The organism is Microbacterium sp. Root166 (assembly GCF_001427145.1).
Taxonomy (GTDB): Bacteria; Actinomycetota; Actinomycetes; order Actinomycetales; family Microbacteriaceae; genus Microbacterium.
The window spans coordinates 1,413,900-1,431,761 of record NZ_LMGL01000001.1; the positions used below are offsets into that span (position 1 = coordinate 1,413,900).

General features: G+C 72.0%; 18 protein-coding genes. 13 read left to right on the top strand and 5 right to left on the bottom strand.

Annotation, left to right across the window (positions count from 1 at the left end; all coding sequences use genetic code 11):
- Positions 1-126 precede the first annotated feature (126 nt).
- The 4 genes from xylA to ASD56_RS06405 all read left to right on the top strand — a co-directional run bounded on the left by xylA (position 127) and on the right by ASD56_RS06405 (position 4,640).
- Positions 127-1,314, top strand: a complete 1,188-nt coding sequence (gene xylA, locus ASD56_RS06390) for a xylose isomerase (protein ID WP_055962650.1) — start codon at positions 127-129, stop codon at positions 1,312-1,314.
- 105 nt (positions 1,315-1,419) lie between these two features.
- On the top strand, positions 1,420-2,727 hold the full coding sequence (locus ASD56_RS06395; protein ID WP_055962653.1) for a xylulokinase: 1,308 nt from the start codon (positions 1,420-1,422) through the stop codon (positions 2,725-2,727).
- Between the two features lie 293 nt (positions 2,728-3,020).
- A complete protein-coding gene (locus ASD56_RS06400) occupies positions 3,021-3,854 on the top strand; it encodes a transposase (protein WP_235565536.1) in 834 nt (277 codons plus the stop codon).
- A gap of 48 nt (positions 3,855-3,902) precedes the next feature.
- Positions 3,903-4,640, top strand: a complete 738-nt coding sequence (locus tag ASD56_RS06405) for a GTP pyrophosphokinase (RefSeq protein WP_055962656.1) — start codon at positions 3,903-3,905, stop codon at positions 4,638-4,640.
- A 2-nt stretch (positions 4,641-4,642) separates the two neighbouring features.
- On the opposite strand, the gene ASD56_RS06410 is transcribed toward ASD56_RS06405, so the two are convergent.
- The gene (locus ASD56_RS06410) at positions 4,643-5,242 is read right to left on the bottom strand and encodes a TetR/AcrR family transcriptional regulator (RefSeq protein WP_055962659.1); all 600 of its coding nucleotides are present in this window, start codon (positions 5,240-5,242) and stop codon (positions 4,643-4,645) included.
- A gap of 68 nt (positions 5,243-5,310) precedes the next feature.
- Here ASD56_RS06410 and ASD56_RS06415 point away from each other — a divergent pair, with 68 nt between their 5' ends.
- The 4 genes from ASD56_RS06415 to ASD56_RS06430 all read left to right on the top strand — a co-directional run bounded on the left by ASD56_RS06415 (position 5,311) and on the right by ASD56_RS06430 (position 9,055).
- The gene (locus ASD56_RS06415) at positions 5,311-6,459 is read left to right on the top strand and encodes a hypothetical protein (protein ID WP_055962662.1); all 1,149 of its coding nucleotides are present in this window, start codon (positions 5,311-5,313) and stop codon (positions 6,457-6,459) included.
- Between the two features lie 41 nt (positions 6,460-6,500).
- Positions 6,501-7,703 (top strand): cation:proton antiporter, encoded by a 1,203-nt coding sequence (locus ASD56_RS06420; protein ID WP_055962665.1) that lies wholly within the window; start codon positions 6,501-6,503, stop codon positions 7,701-7,703.
- Entirely contained in the window at positions 7,700-8,185 is a 486-nt protein-coding gene (locus ASD56_RS06425) for a hypothetical protein (RefSeq protein WP_055962668.1), read from the top strand. The genes ASD56_RS06420 and ASD56_RS06425 overlap by 4 nt, the downstream gene beginning before the upstream one ends.
- Before the next feature lie 63 nt (positions 8,186-8,248).
- Positions 8,249-9,055 carry a tryptophan-rich sensory protein gene (locus ASD56_RS06430; RefSeq protein ID WP_055962671.1) on the top strand — a complete coding sequence of 269 codons (807 nt, stop codon included), beginning with the start codon at positions 8,249-8,251 and terminating at the stop codon, positions 9,053-9,055.
- A gap of 12 nt (positions 9,056-9,067) precedes the next feature.
- Here the strand turns inward: ASD56_RS06430 and ASD56_RS06435 are convergent, their stop codons facing one another.
- Positions 9,068-9,820, bottom strand: coding sequence for a glutamine amidotransferase-related protein (locus ASD56_RS06435; RefSeq protein WP_055962674.1), 753 nt, complete (start codon positions 9,818-9,820; stop codon positions 9,068-9,070).
- A gap of 113 nt (positions 9,821-9,933) precedes the next feature.
- Here ASD56_RS06435 and ASD56_RS06440 point away from each other — a divergent pair, with 113 nt between their 5' ends.
- From ASD56_RS06440 to ASD56_RS06455, 4 genes are all read left to right on the top strand, one after another.
- Positions 9,934-10,548, top strand: a complete 615-nt coding sequence (locus ASD56_RS06440) for an RNA polymerase sigma factor (RefSeq protein ID WP_235565538.1) — start codon at positions 9,934-9,936, stop codon at positions 10,546-10,548.
- Positions 10,538-11,005 (top strand): hypothetical protein, encoded by a 468-nt coding sequence (locus tag ASD56_RS06445; RefSeq protein ID WP_055962680.1) that lies wholly within the window; start codon positions 10,538-10,540, stop codon positions 11,003-11,005. Before ASD56_RS06440 ends, ASD56_RS06445 begins: the two co-directional genes overlap by 11 nt.
- Before the next feature lie 75 nt (positions 11,006-11,080).
- Positions 11,081-12,688 carry a S8 family peptidase gene (locus tag ASD56_RS06450; protein WP_055962683.1) on the top strand — a complete coding sequence of 536 codons (1,608 nt, stop codon included), beginning with the start codon at positions 11,081-11,083 and terminating at the stop codon, positions 12,686-12,688.
- Between the two features lie 10 nt (positions 12,689-12,698).
- Positions 12,699-15,173: a CHAT domain-containing protein gene (locus tag ASD56_RS06455; RefSeq protein WP_055962686.1), complete on the top strand. Its 2,475-nt coding sequence runs from the start codon at positions 12,699-12,701 to the stop codon at positions 15,171-15,173.
- A gap of 200 nt (positions 15,174-15,373) precedes the next feature.
- On the opposite strand, the gene ASD56_RS06460 is transcribed toward ASD56_RS06455, so the two are convergent.
- Positions 15,374-15,985 (bottom strand): LysR substrate-binding domain-containing protein, encoded by a 612-nt coding sequence (locus tag ASD56_RS06460; RefSeq protein WP_268777907.1) that lies wholly within the window; start codon positions 15,983-15,985, stop codon positions 15,374-15,376.
- Between the two features lie 188 nt (positions 15,986-16,173).
- On the opposite strand from ASD56_RS06460, the gene ASD56_RS06465 reads away from it, so the two are divergent.
- Positions 16,174-16,572: a DUF1304 domain-containing protein gene (locus ASD56_RS06465; RefSeq protein ID WP_200947462.1), complete on the top strand. Its 399-nt coding sequence runs from the start codon at positions 16,174-16,176 to the stop codon at positions 16,570-16,572.
- On the opposite strand, the gene ASD56_RS06470 is transcribed toward ASD56_RS06465, so the two are convergent.
- Both ASD56_RS06470 and ASD56_RS06475 read right to left on the bottom strand, forming a co-directional pair.
- Positions 16,573-17,175 carry a thermonuclease family protein gene (locus tag ASD56_RS06470; RefSeq protein ID WP_055962692.1) on the bottom strand — a complete coding sequence of 201 codons (603 nt, stop codon included), beginning with the start codon at positions 17,173-17,175 and terminating at the stop codon, positions 16,573-16,575.
- 58 nt (positions 17,176-17,233) lie between these two features.
- Positions 17,234-17,641, bottom strand: coding sequence for a transferase (locus ASD56_RS06475; protein ID WP_055963760.1), 408 nt, complete (start codon positions 17,639-17,641; stop codon positions 17,234-17,236).
- Between the last annotated feature and the right edge of the window lie 221 nt (positions 17,642-17,862).

A 17,862-nucleotide genomic window follows, 5' to 3' on the forward strand; every position in this document is an offset into this window, starting at 1 on the left:
CGCCGGATCTCGCAACTTTCGATTGCGCTCGCCGCTGGACGCGGCATCCGTCATGGTATAGGTTGTCTTCAACAACATTTCGCGTGTTGTCCCGAATCGTGTTCAGCGCAGAATCCAAGGAGCGTCATGCCTACCCCCACCCGCGAAGACAAGTTCTCCTTCGGCCTCTGGACCGTCGGCTACAACGGCGCCGACCCGTTCGGCGGCCCGACCCGCAACCCGCTCGACGTCGTGCACGTCGTCGAGAAGCTCGCCGAGGTGGGCGCCTACGGCCTCACCTTCCACGACGACGACCTGTTCGCGTTCGGCTCGTCCGACGCCCAGCGCCAGAGCCAGATCGACCGCCTCAAGGGCGCGCTCGACGACACCGGCCTCATCGTGCCGATGGTGACCACGAACCTCTTCTCCGCTCCGGTGTTCAAGGACGGCGGCTTCACGGCCAATGACCGCGACGTGCGCCGCTTCGCGCTGCGCAAGGTGTTCCGCCAGCTCGACCTCGGCGCCGAGCTCGGTGCCAAGACGTTCGTCATGTGGGGCGGCCGCGAGGGCGCCGAGTACGACTCGGCCAAGGACATCCGCGCGGCGCTCGAGCGCTACCGCGAGGCCGTCAACCTGCTCGGCGACTACGTCACCGACAAGGGCTACGACATCCGCTTCGCCATCGAGCCCAAGCCCAACGAGCCCCGCGGCGACATCCTGCTGCCGACGCTCGGCCACGCGATCGCCTTCATCGACTCGCTCGAGCGCCCCGAGCTCGTCGGCCTCAACCCCGAGGTCGGCCACGAGCAGATGGCGGGCCTCAACTTCGCCGCCGGCATCGCCCAGGCGCTGTTCCACGGCAAGCTCTTCCACATCGACCTCAACGGCCAGCGCGGCATCAAGTACGACCAGGACCTCGTGTTCGGCCACGGCGACCTGCACAACGCGTTCGCGCTCGTCGACCTGCTCGAGAACGGCGGCCCCGGCGGCATCCCCGCGTACGACGGCCCCCGCCACTTCGACTACAAGCCCTCGCGCACCGAGGACGAGAAGGGCGTCTGGGAGTCGGCCGCCGCGAACATCCAGATGTACCTGCTGCTCAAGGAGCGCGCCGCGGCCTTCCGCGCCGACCCCGAGGTGCAGGAGGCTCTCGAGGCCGCTCGCGTCGCCGAGCTCTCGGTGCCCACGCTGAACGAGGGAGAGTCCTACGACGACTTCCTCGCCGACCGCTCGGCGTACGAGGACTTCGACACCGACGTGTACCTGGGCGGCAAGGGCGGCGGATTCGTGCGCCTGCAGCAGCTCGCCACCGAGCACCTGCTCGGCGCCCGCTGAGGCATCGAACTCGTCGAACCAGGGGATTCGAGCCGAGACCCAGGGTAATGCCCTCGGTCTCGCGCCGAATCCCCTGGTTCGCGCCAACCTCGTGAAGGAGTACCGATGGCGCTCGTGATGGGCATCGATTCGTCGACGCAGTCGTGCAAGGTCGTGATCCAGGATGCCGCGGAAGGCGCCATGGTGCGCGAAGGCCGTGCCTCCCACCCGGACGGGACCGAGGTCGACCCGCAGGCGTGGTGGGTCGCGCTCCAGTCCGCGATCGCCGAAGCCGGCGGCCTCGACGACGTCGAGGCGTGGGCCGTCGGCGGCCAGCAGCACGGCATGGTCGTGCTCGACGCCGAAGGTCGCGTCATCCGTCCCGCGCTGCTGTGGAACGACACCCGCTCCGCCGGCGCCGCGACCGACCTGATCCGCGAGTTCGGTGCCGATGCGCTCGCGCAGCGCGCCGGCCTCGTGCCGGTGGCGTCCTTCACCATCACGAAGCTCCGCTGGCTGCGAGACGCCGAGCCCGCCAACGCCGCGCGCGTGGCCGCCGTCGCGCTGCCGCACGACTGGCTGACCTGGCGCCTGCGCGGGTTCGGACCCGAGGGCGAGTCCGCGCGCGGCCCCGTGCTCGACGAGCTCGTCACCGACCGATCGGATGCCTCGGGCACCGGGTACTGGGACCCCGCGACCGGCGGCTACGACCGCGAGCTGCTGGCCGCAGCGCTCGGACACGACGCCGTGCTGCCGCGCGTGCTCGGCCCGGATGAGTGGGTCACCGATGCTCAGGGGCGCCGCGTCGGCGGTGGGGCAGGCGACAACGCCGGAGCCGCCCTCGGGCTGGGCGCCGGCACCGGCGACGTCGTCGTGTCGATCGGCACGAGCGGCACGGTGTTCGCCGTCAGCGACGAGCGCACGATCGACCCGTCGGGCACGGTCGCCGGATTCGCGGACTGCACCGGGCGCTTCCTTCCGCTCGTGGCCACCCTCAATGCGGCGCGGGTGCTCGACGCGATCGCGCGCCTGCTCGGCGTCGACCACCCCGAGCTCAGCCGTCTGGCCCTCGCGGCCGAACCCGGCGCCGGCGGCCTGTCGCTCGTGCCCTACTTCGAGGGCGAGCGCACCCCGAACCTGCCCGATGCGACGGCGTCGCTGACCGGTATGACCCTGGCCTCGACCACGCGCGAGAACCTGGCGCGCGCGGCGGTCGAGGGGATGCTATCGGGCCTCGCCGCCGGTCTCGACGCCCTGCGCGGACTCGGCGTCCCGCTCGAGCGTGCCCTGTTGATCGGCGGAGCCGCGCAGTCCGAGGCGGTGCGCACGATCGCGCCCCTCGTGCTCGGGCTCGCGGTCGAGGTGCCCGAGCCGGGGGAGTACGTCGCACGAGGCGCCGCCCGGCAGGCGGCATCCGTCCTCGCCGCCTCCTGATCCGGGCGCCCGTCCTGCCGGGCGGCGCCGAGAGTGCGCGAACGGCTGCCCGGCCGACCGCGCGGACGTCGTTTGCGCGTTTTCGGCAACCCCCGGCCACGGCCCTGTCGCGCACGACCGGACCCGGAGCGGATGAACGGACGCAACACGCCGCCAGCCGTCGCCCGGTGACGGCGTGTCGCGTCCGTTCGCCGAACGAGGGGTCACTCCGGCAGCACATCGTGCCGATGCTCACCCCGCCCCGCCGGGACCCGATGCTCGCGCGAGGCGAAGCCGTGGGTGAGGATGGTTCCGTGCCTGAGCGCAGCGACCTCGACGCCATCGCGGCGGAGCTCTACGTCCTGCCGCCTGCGGAGTTCACCGCCGCCCGCAACGCCCGCGTCGGCCTCGCCGATCGCTCGATCGCGGCCCACGTCAAGGCGCTGCGCAAGCCCACGGTCGCAGCGTGGGCGGTGAACCTGCTCGCCCGGGCGGGTCAGCTCGGCGAAGCGCTCGAGCTGTCCGCCGCCCTGCGCGAGGCCCAGGAAGACCTCGACGCCGCCGAGCTCTCGCGCCTGAGCCGGCAGCGCCGGGCACTCGTGGCCGCACTCGCCGCTCAGGCCGTGGGGCTGGCCAAGGACGCCGGCGTCGCCGTCAGCGGAGCCGCCCGCGAAGACGTCGAGAAGACGATCAACGCCGCGGTGATGGATGCCGCGGCCGCCGCCGCCGTCATGACGGCGCGCCTGGTCACGCCGCTCGAGGCCGGGTCCTTCGAGGAGTCCGACCTCGCCGACGCCGTCGCCGGCTCGGTGCCCGGTGTGGTGGCCGCCCCGCAGCGGGACGACTTGGCCGAGCGCCGCGCGCGCAAGGCCGCCGAGAGGGCCGCGCGCGAGGCGGAGCGGCTCGCGAACGAGGCCGAGCGCGAGCTCGCGCGGATCGACGCGCAGCGCGAGAAGCTGCAGGAGCGCGTCGACCACGTGTCCGAGCGGATCGACGACCTGAGGCGCGATCTGGAGCGGCTCGAGGGTGAGCAGGCCAAGGCGTCGGCCGCGCTCCGCGCGGTGGAAGAGGAGCGTGCGGGCGCGGCATCCCGAGCGAAGTCGGCCGCCAAGGACGCCGAGCGCGCCCGCGACGCCGTCGCCGAATGAGTGCGGTTCTCACAGGAGTCTCGTAGTCGGCGTCCCTAGCGTGGGGTCATGGCCGATACGGCGCCCCTGGCGCACGCAGCTGATCCCGATGCCTCGATCACCGTCTCGGCGGCCGAGCTGCGAGAGCTCCGCGACGAGTTCGAGCGGTTCCTGATGGAGTACCGCTTCGGCATGCAGGAGGTCGAGACGAAGCTCGGCATCCTGCGGGACGAGTTCCAGCTCGTCCACGACTACAACCCGATCGAGCATGTCTCGAGCCGCGTGAAGTCGCCCGACAGCCTCGTCGAGAAGATCCAGCGGAAGGGCATCGATCCGGACTTCGCGTCCATCCGCGAGCAGGTCACCGACATCGCCGGCGTCCGCGTCACGTGCAGCTTCGTCGCCGACGCGTACCGGCTGTTCGACCTGCTGACGACGCAGGACGACATCCGGGTGCTCACGGTGAAGGATTACATCGCGAACCCCAAGCCCAACGGCTACAAGAGCCTGCACGCGATCGTGGCGGTGCCGGTGTTCCTCTCGACCGGTCGTGTCGACGTGCCGGTGGAAGTGCAGTTCCGCACCATCGCGATGGACTTCTGGGCCAGCCTCGAGCACAAGATCTATTACAAGTACGACACGAACGTCCCGGCCGAGCTGCTCGACAGCCTGAAGGATGCCGCCGACACGGCGTCCGAGCTCGACGAGCGGATGGAGCGGCTGCACCGCGAGATCCGCGGCTCGTCCACGACGCTCCCGCCGGCTCCGCTGCGCCGCAGCGGTCCCGCTCGCGCCATCGAGGCCTGAGGTCAGTCGGCGAGGATCGTCACGACGGCCTCGACGTATTCGGTGACGTCGCGCGGGCCGAACACCGCCGTGTTGGCGACGTACCCCTGCGCCAGGGAAGCGATCGTCCGGGCGGTTGTCGCGACCAGCACGTGCAGATCGGAATCGGATGCCGCGGCCCCGAGCCGCTGGCGTGCCCAGGGTGTGACCGCTGCCGCCAGTGAGTCCCGCAGGCGACCGGCGGTGCGGGTCATCTCGGCGTGCAGGTCCGCGTCGACCATCGCCTCGCCCCAGAACTGGACGACGAGCGGAGCCGGGAGCCCGTCGTCGCTGAACGTGCGCAGCATCTCGGCGAGCACCTGGCGGGGAGCGGTCACCTCGCCACGCCGGCCGGCGGACTCGAGTTCGTGCAGGTGGACGAAGAGGAACCTGCCCACGATGTAGCGCGCCAGCTCGCTCTTGTTGGTGAAGTGCGAGTAGATCGCCCCGGTCGACAGGCCGGACTCGGCCACGATGTCTGCGATCGACGTCTCGCGGACACCGTTGCGCTCCAGGCAGCGCAGCGCGGCGCGGGCGATCTCGTCGCGTCGCGCCTCGCGATAGGCCTCGCTCACCTTGGGCATGGAAAGAGAATAGCCGTTCTGTTATCCTCCTGAAAAAGAACGCTCATTCTCTTTCAGGGAGGTTCGTCATGGACACCTCGATCGCGGGGCGCCCGCCCCGCACGACATGGGGCTTCGCCGCTCTCTTCGGGCTGCTGGGGTCCCTCATCGTCGCCGTGGTCGTCACGGCTTTCGTCTGGCCGGCCGCCACCTCGGAGGTGCACGGCCTGCCCGTCGCGATCGGCGGGCCCGCCGATCAAGTCGCTCTCGTGGAGGGCGCCATGTCCGAGCAGGATCCGGAGCCCTTCGCGCTTCAGGCCGTCGATACGCGCGCTGAGGCCGTCGCGCTGATCGAGACCCGCGAGATCTACGGCGCCATCCTGCTCGGCGACGAGCCGGAGGTCCTCATCGCCTCCGCAGCCGGACCGGTGGCCGCGAACGCGCTGCGCGGCGTCGCCACGCAGCTTCAGGGGAAGATCGACACCGGCGTCACCGACGCGCTCACGGCGCAGCTCACCGCGATCGCGCAGGCGCTGCAGTCCGGGCAGCAGCCGCAGCTGCCACCCGGCGGCGCCGCGCTGCCGGAGGTCCCGACGGTGACTGTGACCGACCTCGTGCCGCTCGCCGAAGGGGACGCGACGGGCGCAGGGCTTGCGGCATCCGTGTTCCCCCTCGTCCTCGGCGGGATGATCGGCGGAATCCTGCTCACTCTGCTCGTCCAGGGCGTGGTCCGGCGGCTCGTAGGTCTCGTCGTGTTCGGCGTCGCCGCGGGTGCGGGGATCGTACTCGTGATGCAGTCGTGGTTCGGCATCCTGCAGGGCGACTGGCTGCTGAACGCCGCGGTCGTCGGCACCGGAGTCATGGCCACCGGCGCGCTCATCATCGGGCTGGCCGCGCTCGTCGGCCCTCCCGGCATCGGCATCGGCGCGGTCATCACGATGCTCATCGCGAACCCGATCGCCGGGGCGGCCGCACCCCCGCAGTTCCTGCCGGAGCCGTGGGGAGCCGTGGGCCAGTTCTTCGTGCCCGGGGCGTCCGCCACGCTGCTGCGATCGGTGGGCTACTTCCCGGATGCCCCGACCCTGATGCAGTGGCTGGTACTGGGTGCGTGGCTCGCCGGCGGAGTCCTGCTCGCGCTCATCGGCCATCACCGCGAGGCGGCCGAGATCGCGCCTCCTGCGGATCAGCTCGAGCACGCCGAGGCGGCGACCGACCGGGAGCCCGCCGCCGTCGGCTGACCGCCCACGGCAGGCACGCCGGGGATCGCTAGGGTGAGTGCGTGAACGACCTCGAGCCCACGCTGCTCATCATCCCGATCCTCGGCGTGCTCGCACCGCTCTTCGCCCGCGGCATCAGCCGCTGGGTGCGCGTGCCGATCGTCGTGTTCGAGCTCGTGCTGGGCATCCTGGTCGGGCCGAGCGTGCTGGGCTGGGCGCAGCCCGACGCCTTCATCGACGTCCTCTCGGAATACGGGCTGGCGATGCTCTTCTTCGTCGCGGGATCCGAGATCGAGTTCGCGGCGTTCCGCGGGCGCACCGGCAAGCGGGCGACCCTCGGCTGGCTGATCAGCCTCGTGGCCGGCGTCGCCGCCGCGTGGGTGTTTGTTCCGGGCGAGGAGGCGGTCGTCATCGGCGTCGCCTTGTGCTCGACGGCGCTGGGCACCATCCTCCCGATCCTCCGCGACGCGGGAGAGCTCAAGACGCCGTTCGGACGTGCCCTGGGGGCGATCGGCGCGGTCGGCGAGTTCGGCCCGCTCGTGGCCATCTCGATCTTCCTCGGCAGCCGCAACCCGGGCTTCTCCACCGTCGTGCTCCTGCTGTTCGTCGCCCTCGCGGGCTTCGCGATCTGGCTCGCCGTCCGCCTTCCGCGCGGGGCCATGCACCGGTTCGTGAATTCGTCCCTGCACACGTCCGGTCAGTTCGCCATCCGTGTCGTGTTCGTCATCCTCGCCGGACTCATCGCGCTGAGCATCGTGTTCGACCTCGATATCCTGCTGGGCGCGTTCGCGGCCGGCATCGTGTGGCGCCTGATCATGCGCGATGCGGACGAGGCGGACCGCGAGGCCGTCGAGAGCAAGGTCGAAGCCGTGGCCTTCGGCTTCCTCGTGCCGGTGTTCTTCATCTACACCGGGGTGATGTTCGACCTCGAGGCGCTGCTCGCGCAGCCGCTGCTCTTCCTGCTGCTGCCCGTGGTGCTCGTCGTGCTGTTCATCGTCCGCGGCGTCCCGTCGATGCTCGCGGCACCCGAGGGCTCGACGTCCAAGGATCGGCTGTCGATCGCGCTCCTCGGGGCGACCGGGCTGCCGATCATCGTCGCCGTCACGGCCATCGGCGTCGAGGACGGCGTGCTCTCGTCGGCCGCCGCGGCCCTCCTCGTCGGCGCCGGGATGCTGTCGGTGCTGCTGTTCCCGCTCATCGCCATGAGCATCCGCGGCGAGCGGCAGGTCGGGGCGAGCGAAGTGCTCGAGGACGACCTGGCGTGAGCGCCGTCGCGCTCCTCGCAGCCGCCCGGGCGCGGCTGGCGGGTGCGCCGCAGGAGGCCCTCGGCGAGCTGCGGACGCCGGGACGCGTGCTCGGCATCGCGCGCGCTCCGCGGATCGTGCCCGCAGGCCAGGCCTGGCACATCGGAGCGCTGCTGCTCACCGACGACGCGGTGCTCGCCACCGGCGAGATCGTGCGAGCCCGCGCCGAAGCCCGGCGCGGGTACGCCGCCGAGTCGCAGCGGCAGCGTGCCGAGCTCGCCGCCGCCGCCCGGCGCGGCGGGTTCGACGAAGGTCAGGTTGTCCACATCGGGTGGCAGGTGGCCGATCCGGCCGCGGTCGACCGGGGCGCGGCATCCGGTCCCCTCGCCCTCGTCGACGGCGTGCCCAGCGTGCGATGGAGCGCTGCGGGCGGCTACGTGCCGCTCGACCGGTACCTCGACGAGCGCATCGCGCTGCTGCTCGCCCCGCCGCCGGGCGCCTAGCGCACGCTCTGCCGCTGTCAACCCCGTGACGGGCAGCACGGCCGGTTCCATAACCTGGGCGGCATGGATTCCGCAGCGAAGGACCTCGCCCGTCAGATCATCGTGATCAGCGCCTTCTGCTTCATGATCGTCGCCGCCATGGTCGGCACCGGCCTGTTCGGGGGCACCCCGGTGCAGGACCTCCAGGACGGCGCACTCGATGCCGACGGCTCGTACCTGGCGCCGGCACGGCAGGCGTTCTCGATCTGGACGGTGATCTACGTCGGGCTGTTCGCGTACACCGTGTGGCAGGCGCTGCCGCGTCAGCGCAGCCGCTCCCGTCAGCGCGACCTCGGCTGGCTCATCGCCGGCACCATGGTCCTCAACGGCCTGTGGCTGGTGACCGCCCAGTTCGCGACGCTGCCCCTCACGGTGCTCGCCATCGTGCTGCTGCTGGTGCTCCTCGGCCTCACCTTCCGTCGCGCGGTCGTGCGCCCGGGCCGGGGCTGGATCGACGCGCTGCTGATCGACGGCGTCACCGGGCTGCACCTGGGCTGGGTCGCGCTGGCGACCGTGGCCAACACGTCGGCCTGGCTGACGACGATCGTGCCCGAGGAGGCGGAGGAGTCCGCCGCCCTGTGGGGGATCGCCGTGCTGGCCGTCGTCGCGGCCATCGGCGTCGGCATCGCGTGGGCGAGCGAGTGGCGCATCGCCCCCGGCCTCGCGATGGGATGGGGACTCGCGTGGATCGCGGTCGGCCGTCTCGCCTTCGAGCCGCCCAGCCAGGCGATCGGCATCGCCGCGATCTTCGCCGCCGTGATCGTCGTGGTCGTCCCCCTCGCCGGCACGCTCATGCACCGCGTCGCCCTGATGCGCAACGCCGAGGCCTGACGCCCGGTGGGGTCAGGCGGCTTCGGCCGGCCGGAAGCGCCGGGCGAACGCCTCGAGCAGCCGTGACGGCTGGGTGACGGATGCCGCGAGGACCCGCGACGCGACGACGTCGTAGTCGTTCGCCTCGAAGTAGCCGTCGTCGCGGTACACCGCCATCCGCTCGGTGAAGGCGCGGGTCGTGGGCTCGGGGTGGAACTGGGTGGCGTACAGCCGGTCGCCGACCACGTAGGCCTGGACGGGGCATCCTTCGTTGAAGGCGAGCAGCGTGGCCCCGGCGGGCGGGGCGGCGGTGCCCTCCTTGTGGGCGGTGAGGGCCGTGAAGCGGTTCGCGAGCCCGCCGAAGAGCGGATCGGATGCCGCGGCCGGCGTGAGCTCGATGGCGACCGGACCGGTGTCCTCGGGGTACGCGCGGCTGACCTCGCCCCCCAGCATCCGCGTGACCACTCCGATGCCGTAGCAGGTGAACATCGCCGCGGGGCCGTCGCCCGCAGCCACGCGCCGCGCGATGCGCTCGAGGTCGGCTTCGAGCCGCCGCTGCACGTCGGTCTTGGTCGACTCGGGGTCGGCGAGATTGAAAGGGCTGCCGCCCACGAGGAATCCGCTGTACCGCTCGAAGACGTCGCCGGGCAGGGGCTCGCGCACGAGGTCGTGGTGACCCAGCTGCGAGGGATCCAGACGCATCGCGGTGCGGAACGACTCGTACTCGGCCGCCGCCGCGCCCTGCTGCGGCCGCACGCAGACATAGAGCAGCGGCGCGGGGGTCATCCCGGCAGTCTAAATCGCGGCATCCTCCGCTGCGATATCCGCACCGGTCGCATGACGTCGTGTATCACGTGCGCCCTATCGCTCTCTGTACCTGTGTGGAGACAATGGGCATCATGACGCACGCGCCCCAGGCTTCGGTCGAGTCGGCCGAGCCGGCGCGCTGGGAGCGCGCGGCGACGCTCTTCGTGCAGTGGCGCGAGGGCGACAGCCGTGCGATGGACGAGCTGGTCCGGCTGCTCAGTCCGACGCTGTGGCACGTCGCGCGGGCCTACGGGCTGGATCCCGGGCTCGCGCAGGATGTGGTGCAGACGACGTGGCTGACCCTGGTCCGCCGGCACGAGACCATCAACGATCCCCGTGCGGTGTCGGGCTGGCTCTCGATGTGCGCGCGGCGCGAGGCCTGGCGGGTGGGCAAGCAGCAGCGCCGGTCCGATCCGACCGAGGTCGAGGCGCTCGAACCGCACCTTCCCACGCACGAATCCGCCGAGCAGACGGCGGCCACCGGCGACGCCGCGAACCGGCTGTGGCAGGCGGTCGGGACGCTCAACGAGCGGTGCCGCCGGCTGCTGCGGATCGTGGCGTTCGAGGAGCGCCCCGACTACGCGCGGATCGCCCAGGACCTGGCCATGCCGGTCGGCTCGATCGGGCCGACCCGCCAGCGATGCCTCGGAAAGCTTCGCGCTGCGCTCGAGGACGCCGGATGGGAAGGAGCAGCTGATGGAACCTGAAGACTTCGCCGCCGACGCCGCGCTGTTCGCTCGCCTGCGCGCGGTGTGGGAAGAGCTCGATCCGGTACCGGCCGGCCTGGTCGACCGCATGGTGGCCGTCGTGGCCGTCGAGGATCTCAGCCGCGAGTACGCGCTGCTCACCCTCGTCGAGGGAGCGACCGCCGCAGTCCGGGGCGAGAACGACACCGCGACCCTGCAGTTCAGCGACGGCAGCACGAGCGTGATGGTCCACGTCACCTCCACAGCGGACGGCGGCAGGCGGGTCGACGGGTGGGTGGATGCCGCGCCGATGGCCGTGAGACTGGTCCAGGGCGAGCGGGAGTGGGAGGCTGAGTCCGGTGAGCACGGTCGTTTCGCGTTCGCCGAGGTGAGCCCCGGCCTCACGCGCATCCGAATGGTCGTGCGCGATGCCGGCGGCGAGCTGCGGGAGTTCCAGACGCCGCAGTTCGAGGTCTGACCCTTCGGGGGCGGTCCACGCAGTCCAGCGGCTTCGACGAGCGGCCGCGCCGAGCGAGATCGAAGGAGATGGCAGATGGCACGACCGGTCGCCGGTGACGGAGCCAAGCGTCCGCGCAGGGACAGGACGCGAGGAGCGTCGTGGGAGGAGCGGGAGCAGGTCATCAAGCCCCTCGGGGTCGTGCTGCAGCCTCCGGCCGAGCCCGGGGAGCGCGCCATCTTCCCGACGGTGTACGTGCCCGATCGGATCCTCGTCTCGGCCCGACGCGACGCGCAGGAGGTGGCGGACGCTCTCAACAAGGAGTTCGCCGATTCCGGCATCCGTCTCAGCCTGGAGCGTTCCCCGCTGGCCTTCCAGCGTCGCGCGCGTCGCCGCAGCGGCAACGGCGGCCCGGCCGTGACCCGGCTGCTCCTGGTCTCCGAGCCCGATGCGAAGCCCGGTGCGCCGGACGCGTGGGCGGTGCTGCGGGATGCCGCGCGCCGAGGCGTCGACCTCACCGGGGTGGGCCTGGACCACCTGCTCACCGTCGGCCCGATCGGGATGAACCCGTTCACGTCGACAAACCCGTTCGCGTCGACGAATCCGTTCACCTCCACGAACCCCTTCACGTCCACCAACCCGTTCACCTCGACGAACCCGTTCACGTCGACGAATCCCGCCAGCACGGGCCTCGGCAGCTACGCCCTGCCCGGGTACGGCGGTCGGCAGCCCGTCGCCTGGATCGGCGGACCGCCGCCGCGCACCGAGCACGGATCGCACGATCGACCCGTCGTGATGGTGCTCGACACCGGCTGCGGCGAGCACGACTGGTTCGGGCCCGGCGTCGTGGAGCGACGCGTGGAGGTCGACGGGCATCCGATCGGCCGCACGAGCACGTCGGACGACCCCGAGGTCAATCCCGACCTCGTCGGGCCGCTCGACGGTCAGATCGACCCGATCGCGGGTCACGGCACGTTCATCGCCGGGATCGTGCTGCAGGCGTGCCCGGAGGCGGTGATCCTCACCCCGCGCATCGCCGACAGCCTGGGGCGGGTCATCGAGTCGGATCTCATCGACGCCCTCGATCAGGTCGCCGAGCTGGTGCGGCGGCACGACCAGAAGATCGACGGCGGGCGACGCATCGACGTGCTCAACATGTCGCTCGGCTACTACCACGAGACCCCGGCCGACGTCCTGTTCAGCGACGGCCTGCGCGACGTGCTGCTCGAGATCACGGATGCCGGCTGCGCCGTGGTCTGCAGCGCAGGCAACGACGCCACCGACCGGCCGATGTTCCCGGCCGCCTTCCCGGGTGAGAGCGGCTCGGCGCCGCTCGTGTCGGTCGGCGCCTGCAACCCGAATCGCCGGACGGTCGCGCTCTACAGCAACACCGCACCGTGGGTCGATCTCTATGCCCGGGGGACGGCCGTGGTCTCCACGTTCCCGAGCTTCAACGGCGGCGCTCAGGCGGTGACCAGCCGTCCCGCGCACGGCAAGGCGCGCGAGGCGATCGACCCCGACGACTTCAGCGGCGGGTTCGCGGTGTGGAGCGGCACGTCGTTCGCCGCGCCCCTCGTGGCAGGCACGATCGCCGCCCGGCTCGACGCCGCGGCGGCCGACGGGGGATGGCCCGCGAAGGTCTCGGAGCGCGTCGGGCGGGCCGAGAAGATCGCCGCGGCCCTCGCCGAGGAGCGGCCCTTGTAGATTCGGCGATATGGGGCTGAGCGCGCAGCGACTGTACGACCGCGGCGTCGCGCACGGGAACGCCGGGCGCAACGCCGCTGCGCGCCGCGACCTGCGCTCCGCGCTGACCCGCACCGACGACCCCGACCTGCGGGCGCGCGTCCTGGGCACGCTGGCGTACATCGAAGCGCGCACCGGCGACCCCGCGGCCGCCGAGATGCTGTGCCTCGAGGGCCTCGCCGACCCGCGCGTGGGGGCCGCGACCCGCGCCGTCCTCGACGGTCAGCTCGGCGTGCTCGCGCTCATGAGCGGACAGGCCCAGCAGGCGCGTGCTCTGCTCTCCCGCGCGCTCGAGAACGCCGAGGACGGTCCGACGTCGGGCCGCATGCGGATCAACCGGAGCGTCGCGGCGATGCAGCTCGGCGACCTGAGCCAGGCGCGGTCCGATCTCACGCTCGCCGCGGCGACGTTCGAGCGCGCGGGAGACGAGGTCGAGCGCGCCAAGGCGCTGCACAACCTCGGCTACACGGAGCTGCTGGCGGGCGACCTCGTCCAGGCTCTCGGTCATATGGCCTCGGCCCGGCCGGCGCTCGAGTCGCAGTCCGCGGTCGCGGCGGCGCAGTGCGACGTCGACCGCGCTGACGTGCTGCGCGATGCCGGTCTGACCACCGAGGCCGAGCGGATCCTGGAACGGGTCGCCCGCACGTTCGGATCGCACGGGATGACCCAGGCCCGCGCCGAATCCGAGCTGAGCCTCGCACGCTCGCTGCTCTCGCACGACCCCCCTGCGGCCGCCCGTGTGGCGCGGCAGGCGGCGCGTCGATTCCGCGCGATCAGGAGCGCCACGTGGGCCCTGCGCGCGGACGCGGTGCGCACGCGAGCCGAGCTCGTCACCGATGCCTATGGCCGTCGCGGCGAGCGGCGGGCGGCGACGCGCCCGACAACGGATGCGCAGGCCGCGGACGAGCTCGCGGCCGCCCTCTCACGGGCCGGGTTCGACGTGGAGGCGCTCACCGTCAGGCTGGCCGCGGCGCTGCGCCTCACCGAGAACGGATCCGCCGTCACCACGCCTCGGGTGCCGGCCACGGCGCCGACGGGCCCCCGACTGATGCTCCATCAGCTGCGCGCGCGCCGCGCGGAGCTGCGAGGGGCGGGCGCGGATGTGCGCCGGCACTGCGCGCGCGGCCTGGACGAGCTCATCCTCAGGCAGGCTTCGTTCGGCAGCCTCGATCTGCAGACCTCGGCCGCCATGCACGCCGTGCCGCTGATGGTCACCGGCCTCTCGTCGGCGGTCGCCACCCGTCGGCCCGACGTCGTGTTCGAGTGGTCCGAGCGCGCGCGTCATCTCAGCCAGTCCGTCGTGCCGCTGCGTCCGCCGCCGGACCCGCTGCTCGCCGCCGATCTCGCGGAACTGCGGCGCCTGCGCGGTGACGGGGCGGACGAGCACTGGCTCGCGGATCCGAGGGCTGCCGCCCTCCGAGATCGGATCCGCGATCGCCAGTGGAGCGGCGTCGGCGCACGCGGGGTGCAGGATCGCGCGGACCTCGCTGCCCTGCGCGCCGGCCTCGACGACCACACGGCTCTGCTGGCGTACGTGTGGGCGGGCGACCGCCTCGCGTGCGTCGTGGCGACGTCCGACCGGGCAGAGGTCGTGGACCTCGCCCCGTGGGCGCACGTGCGAGGTCTCATCGCCGGGCTGCGCGCGGACCTCGACGTCTCGGCATCCGTCACGAGCGGCCCTCTCGCCGACGTGGTCCGCCGTTCGCGCGACGAGAGGCTCGCCGCGCTGTCTGCCGCCCTGCTCGCGGAGCCGGCGGCCCGCTCCGGGGCGCGGCGGTTCGTGATCACCGCGCCCGGCGTGCTCAACGGCCTGCCGTGGGGGATGCTGCCCGCCATGAGCGGGCATCCGTTCACGCTGGCCGTCTCCGCTTCGCGGTGGCTGTCGCTGCGAGGCGGTGCTGCGGCGCAGCACGCCGTCGCGGGCTTCGTCGCAGGACCACGGGTCGTCCGCGCCGGCGAGGAGGTGCAGCGCGCCGCAGCCGCGTGGGGGACCGCCCGCACGCTGACGGACGCCCAGGCCACCGTCGGAGCGGTCACCGAACTCGCCGGAGCGGTCGATGTGCTGCACATCGCCGCGCACGGGCGCCACGCGGTCGACAACCCGCTGTTCTCCGGGCTCGAGCTCGTCGACGGGACTCTGTTCGGCTACGACATCGACCTCATGCCCACCGTGCCGCGAACGGTCGTGCTGTCGGCGTGCGAGGTCGGGCGGTCCTCGGTCCGGTGGGGCGAGGAGGCGATCGGCATGACCCGGGGCTGGCTGCACGCCGGCACCCGGTGCGTCGTCGCCGCACCCGTCGTCGTCGCCGACGACGTCGCGTGCGAGCTGCTGACCGCGATGCACGAGGCGCTGGCGGCCGGCGAGACGCCGTCCGAGGCGCTCGCTCTCGCTGGTGCGCAGACCGGCATCGTGGCGCCCTTCCAGGTGCACGGGGCGGGGTTCTAGAAAGATTTCGATCCGGATGTATCAGGAGGGTGGGGACACGCTCTTGATCATCGGGACTGCTCGCGCGACGCCGATCTGGGGAACGGCGTCCGCTCGAGGAGAAGACAGGGCTTGGGGAAGTCTGGGGACATGGTCTTCTGAGCAGGAACACGGGGGATGTCGCAGGGGGGCCAAAAACCGCGACATCCCCCTCCTTCGTCTCAGGCGCGCGAGGAGTTCTCGGTGCGTCCGCGGACGATGCCGATGAAGGTCTCGACGGACGCGGTCGTGCGCTCGGCGACCCACGCCAGGGCCACCCGTGAGGTCGGGCCGTCGCGCAGGGGCCGGTACTCGACGTCCTTGCGCCGGTGCAGGCGCGCGAGCGACATCGGGACCACGACGATCCCCACGCCGGCTGCCACCGTCGCGATCGCTTCGCCGGTGTCTGCGGGGGGCGCGAACGCCGGGGCGACAGTGCCGGGAATCCGGATGCCGAGCACGTCGTCGGCGGGAATGATGAGGATCTCGCCCGCGAGGTCGGCCGACGAGAGCTCGTCGGCGGCCGTCAGGTGCGAGTCGGCGGCCGTCACGACCACGGGCACCTCGTCGTAGAGCGCGATGACATGGAACGCATCGCCGTGCAGCGGCAGGCGCACCAGCGCGGCATCCACCTCGCCGTCGACGAGGGCGCGACGCTGGTCGGCGGCCGCGACCGGGATCAGCTCGAACTCCACGCCCGGCATGCGGTCGTGCCACGCGTCGATCCACTTGCCCGGTGTCGCTCCCGGCACGGCGCCCAGGCGGAAGGGTCCGGAAGGCGGGGCGGGCTCCAGGGCGGGCGCCGGCGGAACCGGCTTCTGTTTCGGCCTCGGCTTCGCGGTGGATGACTTCGGCGCCGGACGGGCGCCGGCCTTCGCGGGGCGGCGTGCCGAGGCATCCCGGCCGCTCCTTCCCGGTCGTCCGCGCGACCCTCCGCCCTTGCCCATGCCGTTCAGCGTAGCCGGGGCGCTAGGGTTCGCTCATGGTGGCGATCCTGGCAACGGTCTTCGCGGCGCTGGCCGCACTCCTGCACGTCTACATCTTCGTGATGGAGAGCGTCCAATGGACGCAGCCGAAAGTCTGGCGCCGCTTCGGGGTCGCCGACCAGGCCGCGGCCGAGACCACCAAGCCGATGGCCTACAACCAGGGCTTCTACAACCTGTTCCTGGCGATCGGCGTCGCGATCGGCCTCGTCCTCTTCCACAGCGGCGCCGACGATTCCGCGCTGCGGGCGGCCGGCCTCGCGCTCGTCCTGTTCGGCCTGGGGTGCATGGTCGCGGCATCCCTCGTGCTGCTGACGACCGGCGGCAAGTACTGGCGCGCGGCGATGACCCAGGGCACGCTGCCCCTCATCGGGTTCGTGCTGTTCCTCTTCGCCTGATCAGCGGCACGCGCCCCAGCGGCCCAGCCCACCCGCGGACGCGGCGTCCCGGTCCGCCGTGAAGAGGTCGGCGTAGGCGACATTCGGAGCGATGGTCATCACCTCGGCGTCGCCGGCCGCCATGAGCTCGTGGTTGACGAAACGGCCATCGTCGGTCCACAGGTACAGGAGCGCGCGGTCGTAGCGGTCGCGCCACTCGGCGTCGGCCACGGCCCAGACCGTCGCGCCCTCGGGCAGCAGCGCGCGCAAGTGCTCGCGCGCCTCGTTCGCCCAGCATTCCAGTTCGGGAGCGCCCTCCGGGGTGTCGATCCCGATCAGGCGGATGCGCACCTCATCGGTCGTGGTCACGACGGCATTGGGAGAGACCGGGCGCGCGACGATGGTGTCGCCGTCGACGACGTGGTCGACCGTCAGCGCGAAGGCATCGGCCGGGCGGGCCGGGACGACCGGCGGCTGGGGTGCGGCAGGGTCAGCGACGACCGCCCCGGGTTCGGGGGCGCCGAGAGCGTCCTGCGTGCGCTCATCCGCCGTCGCGAACCAGATCCCGACGCCGAGCACCGCGGCGAGGCCGATCCAGAGGATCGCGAGGGCGAGGCGGTGCACCGTCGAACGCTAACAGGCGCCGGCGACGCAGCTCGCGGCATCCGCTCGGGAAGAGGTGTCAGGCCGCCAGGCGGAGGCCCCGCGGGTCGGTCGCGACGCGCTCGCCGTCGCCGATCGTCTCGTCGTCGCCGATGAGCGAGCCCACGGCCACCCGCGCCTCGCTGCCGACGTGCGTGCGGACGCCGATCTTGGCGCGCGCGCCGATGGCCGCGCGGGGACCGATGTGGGCGTGGGGTGCGATGTCCGCGTCAGGACCGATGACGGCATCCGATTCCACCCAGACCCCCCGGCCGATGTGGGCGCCCGCGGCGATCTGCACGCCCGGCTCCACATACGCGCCCGCCTCGACGAGCGCACTCGGGTGGACCTTCGCGCCATGCGCGATCAGGCCCCGGCCGTTGACGTGCTTGCGATAGCGCAGCGTCTCGCCCCGGTCGTTCTCGATGTCGACGTAGTTCTTGCCCACGATCCCCTCCGGCAGCACCGTTTCGTGCTGAGTACAGGAATAACCTGTCCCTCTATAAATTCATTCCCGCGCATCGGATGTTCTGGATGCACCTTCTATTCGTCGCCCCGGCCCCGATGGATTGCACCCCCTTGACTTCGCGGGATCCTTCCGCTGCGCAGTCCCCGGACAGATCGACCGGGCGTGCCCTAGGCTGGGCGAGACCCGAATCGACGAAGCAG

What these genes read in the sequence shown, in the direction of transcription:
- xylA (WP_055962650.1), top strand. Translation starts at nt 127, where the DNA reads ATGCCTACCCCCACCCGCGAAGACAAGTTCTCCTTCGGCCTCTGGACC.
- ASD56_RS06395 (WP_055962653.1), top strand. Translation starts at nt 1,420, where the DNA reads ATGGCGCTCGTGATGGGCATCGATTCGTCGACGCAGTCGTGCAAGGTC.
- ASD56_RS06405 (WP_055962656.1), top strand. Translation starts at nt 3,903, where the DNA reads ATGGCCGATACGGCGCCCCTGGCGCACGCAGCTGATCCCGATGCCTCG.
- ASD56_RS06410 (WP_055962659.1), bottom strand. Translation starts at nt 5,242, where the DNA reads ATGCCCAAGGTGAGCGAGGCCTATCGCGAGGCGCGACGCGACGAGATC.
- ASD56_RS06415 (WP_055962662.1), top strand. Translation starts at nt 5,311, where the DNA reads ATGGACACCTCGATCGCGGGGCGCCCGCCCCGCACGACATGGGGCTTC.
- ASD56_RS06430 (WP_055962671.1), top strand. Translation starts at nt 8,249, where the DNA reads ATGGATTCCGCAGCGAAGGACCTCGCCCGTCAGATCATCGTGATCAGC.
- ASD56_RS06435 (WP_055962674.1), bottom strand. Translation starts at nt 9,820, where the DNA reads ATGACCCCCGCGCCGCTGCTCTATGTCTGCGTGCGGCCGCAGCAGGGC.
- ASD56_RS06440 (WP_235565538.1), top strand. Translation starts at nt 9,934, where the DNA reads ATGACGCACGCGCCCCAGGCTTCGGTCGAGTCGGCCGAGCCGGCGCGC.
- ASD56_RS06445 (WP_055962680.1), top strand. Translation starts at nt 10,538, where the DNA reads ATGGAACCTGAAGACTTCGCCGCCGACGCCGCGCTGTTCGCTCGCCTG.
- ASD56_RS06450 (WP_055962683.1), top strand. Translation starts at nt 11,081, where the DNA reads ATGGCACGACCGGTCGCCGGTGACGGAGCCAAGCGTCCGCGCAGGGAC.
- ASD56_RS06455 (WP_055962686.1), top strand. Translation starts at nt 12,699, where the DNA reads ATGGGGCTGAGCGCGCAGCGACTGTACGACCGCGGCGTCGCGCACGGG.
- ASD56_RS06465 (WP_200947462.1), top strand. Translation starts at nt 16,174, where the DNA reads ATGGTGGCGATCCTGGCAACGGTCTTCGCGGCGCTGGCCGCACTCCTG.